This window comes from Micromonospora sp. HK10 (genome assembly GCF_000982955.1).
GTDB lineage: Bacteria > Actinomycetota > Actinomycetes > Mycobacteriales > Micromonosporaceae > Micromonospora.
Genome location: NZ_KQ058877.1, coordinates 208 through 6,510, shown reverse-complemented (window position 1 = coordinate 6,510; position 6,303 = coordinate 208). Strand labels below are relative to the sequence as shown.

The 6,303-nt window shown below is 75.6% G+C and carries 4 protein-coding genes and 1 pseudogene; all 5 read left to right on the top strand.

Translation table 11 applies throughout. The annotated features are described in order from the left end of the window. On the top strand, positions 1-864 hold an 864-nt coding region (locus tag LQ51_RS32960; RefSeq protein WP_231605878.1), incomplete at its 5' end, for a fibronectin type III domain-containing protein. 146 nt (positions 865-1,010) lie between these two features. Beyond that, positions 1,011-3,638 carry a fibronectin type III domain-containing protein gene (locus LQ51_RS25460; protein ID WP_046569948.1) on the top strand — a complete coding sequence of 876 codons (2,628 nt, stop codon included), beginning with the start codon at positions 1,011-1,013 and terminating at the stop codon, positions 3,636-3,638. Between the two features lie 40 nt (positions 3,639-3,678). After that, positions 3,679-4,674, top strand: a complete 996-nt coding sequence (locus LQ51_RS25455; protein WP_046569945.1) for an AAA family ATPase — start codon at positions 3,679-3,681, stop codon at positions 4,672-4,674. A 7-nt stretch (positions 4,675-4,681) separates the two neighbouring features. After that, positions 4,682-5,977 carry a DUF58 domain-containing protein gene (locus tag LQ51_RS25450; RefSeq protein WP_046569944.1) on the top strand — a complete coding sequence of 432 codons (1,296 nt, stop codon included), beginning with the start codon at positions 4,682-4,684 and terminating at the stop codon, positions 5,975-5,977. Positions 5,978-6,048: 71 nt separating this feature from the next. Continuing rightward, positions 6,049-6,303: pseudogene (locus tag LQ51_RS25445) on the top strand (transglutaminase domain-containing protein); the annotation flags it as partial.

Below are 6,303 nucleotides of genomic sequence, written 5' to 3'. Positions count from 1 at the left end.
GTCAGCGCACCACCCGGAGCCGGCTACCCGGTGAGCGGGCCGCCCGGGACCGGGTATCCGGTGAGTGGGCCGCCGGCCGCGGCGCCGGTGAGCGCGTCGCCCGTACCGCCGTGGGGGCTGACGGCGCCGCCGTGGAGCAGCGTGGCCCCGTCGCAGCCGGTCGAGCGGCCCGCCGATCCGCGTCCGGAGCGGGTGGCCGACGATGACGGTCCGTCCGGCGTGACGCCGGCCGGGCCCGCCTCCGAGGAGCCGGAGGACTCGGGCCGTCGCCCGCTGCCGGTCTACGACGAGCTGCTCGAGTTCCCCGAGACGCAGCAGCCGGCACCGCCGGCGTACCCCGAGCAGGGGGCCTGGCCGGCGGTGCCGGCGCCGTTCCACCAGCCGCCGGCGTACCCAGTGGCGGCGGAGGCGGAGCCGGAGCGGGACGGCCGCAGCCGGACGACGGTGGCCGTGGTGGTCGGTGTCGTGGTGCTCGTGGTGGTCGTCGCCGTGGGGGTGGGCGCGCTGGTGCTCAACCGGGGTTCGGCGCCGCCGCCGGGGCCCGGGCCGGCGACGTCCGCGCCGGGGCCGAAGGTGAGCGGGCCGCCGCCGGGCGATCTGCGGCTGCGGGACGACACCACCACGATCACGGTGACCTGGACGGACCCGAGTGACGGCGGGGTGCCGTTCGTGGTGGCCGGCGGGCGGGCGGGCCAGAAGCTGGGCGTGATGGCCACGGTGGACCCGGGGACGACCCGGTACACGGTGAACGGCCTGAGCGCCAAGCTGGACTACTGCTTCACGGTGCTGGCCGTCTACTCGACCGACACGTACGCCACCTCGGGTCAGGTCTGCACGGCCCGGGAGGGCGGCCCGACGAACTGACCGCGCGCGCCGGCGACACGCTCGGTGTCCACAGGGGGACGGTACGGGTTACCCGATGCCCGGCCGGCCCCTATGATGGCTCCCGGCTCTGGGGAGGGTCGTCCACGCGTGACGCCTCCCGCACCGATCTGGGGAGGCAGCCGGCAGTGGCAACCACCGAGGACGTCACGAGCACGGGGGCGCAGGCCGCCCCGCCCCGGTCCCGACGGCTCCGGGGCGGGCTGGTCACCGTCGGCACCGTGGTGGCGTTGCTGGCCGCGATGGGGTTGACCGTGCTCGGCCTGGGGGCCGCCGACAACGCGGTGGCCAACTACGACGCCAGTTCCTGGTTGTGGAGCACCACGCGCAGCGAGATGGCCCGGGTCAACGGGGTCACCGCCCGGGTCGACACCCGGGTCGAGGTGCCGGGGGCGCGCCGGCACCAGGTGCAGGTGGCCCAGACGGATCGGCTGCTGATCCTGCGTGACCTGAACACCGGGCAGGTCAGCTCGCTGGACCTGGCCACCCTGCAGATCACGGCGACCACGCCGACCGCGCCGGGTTTCGGGGTGAGCGTGGCGTTGCACGAGGACTCGGCGTTCGTGGTCGACGCGGTGCAGGGCATCGTGCGGCAGCTCGACCCGCGTGCGTTGACCCCGGTGGGCGAGCCGGTCCGCTATCCGCCGGGCATCACCGGCGGGGCGTTCGACGGCGCGGGCCGGCTCTGGATCGCGGTGCCGAGCGAGGGCACCGTGTCGGCGGTCACCGCCGCCGAGCTGCCCGCCACGCCCGGTGCGGCGCCGCCAGCCGGCCTGAGCCCGAAGCAGGTCGAGACGTACGACGTGGCGGAGCCGAGCCACGAGCTGGTGGTGTCCACGCTGGACGACGGTGTGGCGGTGCTGGACCGCACCTCGACCTCGCTGGTGACCGTGCGGGGCGGCCGCACGCAGCGGGCCGACCTGGCCATGTCCGCCCCGGGCAGCCTCCCGGTCCGGACCAGTGGTCCGCAGGTGCCGGTGACCGTGCCGGGCGAGCGCAAGGTGCACGTGGTGCGGGACGGCGCCGACGTGCGGCAGTTCAGCGTGCCCGGCGCGGGCGACGCGCTGACCCCGGCGGTGGCCTGGGCCGGCCGGTTCTACGTCGCCGACGAGAGCACCGGCACGGTCTACTCGTTCGACGCCGACGGGCGGTTGGTGCAGACCATCAAGGGCGCGGGCCGGCCCGGGCCGGTGGAGCTGGAGGTGCGCGAGAACCACCTGTTCATCAACCCGCCGGACTCGTCGACCGCCCGGGTGGTGGACGACCGCAACCAGGTCCGCGAGGTCAACAAGTACGCCAACGACGTGCTCGGCGGTGACCCGCCGCCGGTGCTTCCGCCGCCGCCCCCGCCGAAGAAGCCGAAGGTGGGCAAGCCGGGCGCGCCGCGCGCGGTGACCGCGGCGGCCGGGAACGCGTCGGCGCGGGTGAGCTGGCGGCCGGCGGCCGCCAACGGCGCGGAGATCACCCGGTACGTGGTGGAGGGCGCCGACCAGCGGCGTGAGGTGGGCGCCAACCAGCGGTCGGTGGAGATCACCGGGTTGACCAACGGCGAGACGTACACGTTCTCGGTGCACGCGGTCAACGCCAAGGGCGACGGCCCGTCCCGCAAGAGCAACCCGGTCACGCCGACGGCCGCGGTGCCGGATCCGCCGGCCTCGGTCACCGCGCAGGCGCGGCCGGACGGCACCGTGCTGGTGAGCTGGCCGGAGGCGAACGGCCAGGGCAACACCATCGCGAAGTACGCGGTGACGGCCAGCTCGGCGGGGGCGACCGCGCCGGCCGGCGAGTCGTCGAAGACCGAGCTGGTCATCGCCGCCGGCCAGCTGGAGTACGGCACCCAGTACGCCTTCACCGTGGTGTCGGTGAACGACAAGGGCGCCGGGTCGAAGGCGTCGCCGTTGAGCAACACGGTGGCGCCGTTCACCGTCCCGGCCGCGCCCACCGAGCTGAAGGCGTCCACGGTGGCCGACCAGCCGGGCACCGTGGCGGTGCAGTGGGCGCCGGCGGTGGACCACGGCCGCCCGGTCACCAAATACCTGGTGGACGTCGGCGGGAAGACCAGCGAGGTGACCGACACCCGGGCCACGGTCGGCGGGCTCGGCAACGGGCAGAACGTCACGGTGAAGGTGAAGGCGGTCAACGAGGCCGGTCCCGGCCCGGAGGCCACCGCGACGGCCCGCACGGTCGCCGCGCCGCGGGTGACGGTGACCGGCTCGTCGGCGGACATCACCTCGGTGACGGTGTCGTTCACGGTGGACGCCGGCGGCGGCAACGCCACCTGCTCGGCGGCGACCGGCGGCAAGACGGTTAGCGGCGGCTGCTCCAGCCTGCGGGTGACCGGCCTGACGCCGGGCACCGCGTACACGGTGACGGTCACCGCGACGAACGCGGCCGGCAAGGGCAGCGCCACCCGCGACCAGTCGACCGACCCGGTGTACGGGATCGCCACCTGCAACAACGGGCCGAGCGGCGACCAGCGCACCTACTGCGACAAGGACGTGGACGGCCGCAACGGCAACGAGATCTTCTCGATCCCCCAGCAGCTCAACTCCAAGCAGGTCGGCTGGGCGAAGCCGGGCACCCGGCTGCGGGCGTACTGCAAGAAGCAGGGCGACGACGTCGACTCGTGGATCTACAACGACCAGAAGCGGAGCACCTGGTGGGTGCAGGTCGCCTACGACGGGAAGAACTACATCCCGTGGGCCTGGCTGAACCTGGAGGGCGGCGACAACATCAACGTCCTGCCGACCTGCTGACCCGCTGCCCGCAGCACCGCGATCGAGGAGCACCACGCGCGTGAACACCCACGAACCGCTCACCCAGCCGGAGGTGCAGGGCTTCGCCGCCCTGGCCGCCCGGCTGGCCGAGAACGTCAACGCGGTCGTGCTGGGCAAACCGCAGGTGGTCCGGTTGGCGTTGACGGCGCTGTTCGCCCAGGGGCACGTCCTGCTCGAGGACGTGCCCGGGGTCGGCAAGACCACGCTGGCCCGGGCGATCGCCGCGACGGTGAAGGGCCAGTGGCGGCGGATCCAGTTCACCCCGGACCTGCTCCCCTCGGACGTGTCCGGGGTGACCATCTTCAACCAGGCCACCCGCGGCTTCGAGTTCCACCCGGGCCCGGTGTTCGCCAACATCGTCATCGCCGACGAGATCAACCGGGCCTCGCCGAAGACCCAGTCGGCGCTGCTGGAGGTGATGGAGGAGCGCACCGTCACGGTGGACGGCGTCCGGCACCCGGTGCCGCAGCCGTTCCTGGTGGTGGCCACCCAGAACCCGGTGGAGATGGACGGCACGTACCGGCTGCCGGAGGCGCAGCTCGACCGGTTCCTGGTGAAGCTCTCCGTCGGGTACCCGGACGAGGCGGTCGAGGTGGAGGTGCTGCGCGGGGCGACGGTGCGCTCCCCCGACTCGCTCAACGCGGTCACCGACACCGCCACGGTCGGGGAGATGGTGCGGATGGCCCGGCGGGTGCACATCGCCGAGCCGCTCTACGCGTACGCGGTGCGGCTGGCGGCGGCCACCCGCAACCACCCGCAGGTGCGGGTCGGGGTGAGCCCGCGGGGCGTGATCGCGCTGACCCGGGCGGCGTGCGCGTACGCGCTGATCGACGGGCGGGGCTGGATCATGCCGGAGGACCTGAAGACGTTGACCGAGCCGGTGTTCGCGCACCGGCTGCTGCTGACCCCGGACGCGCAGGTGCGCGGGGTGACCGCCGCCGAGGTGCTGCGCCAGGCCGTCGCGTCGGTGCCGGTGCCGCTGCCGTCCGGGCAGCCGGCCCCGGTGCACGGCTGAGCCGGGCGTGGGGATCACCGCCCGTGGGGTGGGGCTGCTCGTCGCCGCGGTGCTGCTGTTGGGGGCCGGTTTCCGGTTCGCGTACCCGGAGCTGACCGTGCTGGGCGCGGCGGCGGCCGTGGCGGTCGGCTACGCGGTCGTCACGGCCGCCTGGCGGCCCCGGCTGGCGGTCGGGCGGGTGGCCGACCCGGACCGGGTGGCCCGGGGCGAGCCGGCCACCATGACGTTGACCGTGCGGAACACCGGCCGGCTGCGCGCGGCGAACCTGCTCGCCGAGGACCGGTGCGCCGGCCGGTCGGTGCCGGTGCCGTTGCTGCGGCTGCGACCGGGCCGGGACACCGAGGTCCGCTACGAGGTGCCGACGCAGCGCCGGGGCGTGGTGCCGGTCGGCCCGCTGCGGGTCACCCGCCGCGACCCGCTGGGCCTGGTCGCGTTGGCCCGCCCGTACGGGGAGGTCGTGCCGGTCTGGGTGCACCCGCGGGTCCACCCGCTGAGCGCGGTGCCGGCGGGCGCGGGGCGCAGCCTGGACGGGCGCACCGACAGCGTGCCGCACGGCTCGATCACCTTCGACTCGCTGCGGGAGTACGTGGTCGGTGACGAGCTGCGCCGGGTGCACTGGCGGACCAGCGCCCGGGTGGGCGAGCTGATGGTGCGGGAGAACGTGGACACCAGCCTGCCCCGGATCGTGGTGGCGCTGGACAACCGGGCGGTCGCGCATCCGGACCGGGTCGGCGGGGTGGCCGAGTCGTTCGAGTCGGCCTGCGAGGCGGCGGCGTCGGTGGTGGCCGCCGCGATCCGGGAGGACCTGCCGGTGACCCTGCTGCTGGTCGCCCCGACCGCCGCCGACCTGGGTGGCGCGGCAGCACTGGGCGGCGCGACCCATCCGGGCGGCGCGGCCGGCGCGGCGGGTGGTCTCCGCTCCTGGTTGCGCCTCGGCCGGGCCTGGCCGGCGGGCGGATCCGGGCCGGCCGGCGGATCCGGGCCCGGCGGGGTGGCGTCGTCGAGCCCGCTGGACCGGTTGGCCGCCGTGGAGCTGGTCGAGGCGGGGGCGGACGTGCTGCCGGCCGCGATGGGCCGGCTGCGGCGGGACCGGCTCGGCGACACCCTGGTGGTGCTCACCGGGCCGGGTGCGCGCGGCGAACTGGGGCATGTGGGCGCGCTGCGCGGGGCGTACCCGTCGGTGGTGGTCGGGGTGTTCGGCGCCCCGGACCGGACCCCGCCGGGCGCGGCGGGCCTGGTCGTGGTGGACGCGGCCGACGGGGCCGGGTTCGCCGCCGAGTGGGACGGGATCCGCCGGTGGTGACGCTCGCGCCGGCGCCGCCCGGCACCGACCGGCCCGGCGTCCCCGACGCGCCAGCCGGCCGCGAGGGCCGGCTGGCGCGGGCGGCGCGGGCGACGGCGGTGCCGCTGGTGCTGCTCACCATGACCGCGCTGGCCGGCGTGGTGCTCGGCCGGGTGTACGCGGACCCGCTGCTGACCTGGCTGATGGCCGGCGCGGCGGCCGGTTCGGTGCTGGTCAGCGTGGCCACCCGGCGGCTGCCGTCCTGGCTGGTGGCGCCGCTGTCGGTGGCCGGCCTGGCCGGTTGGACGCTGCTGTCGCTGCGACTGGCCGCCGCGCACGCGGCGCTG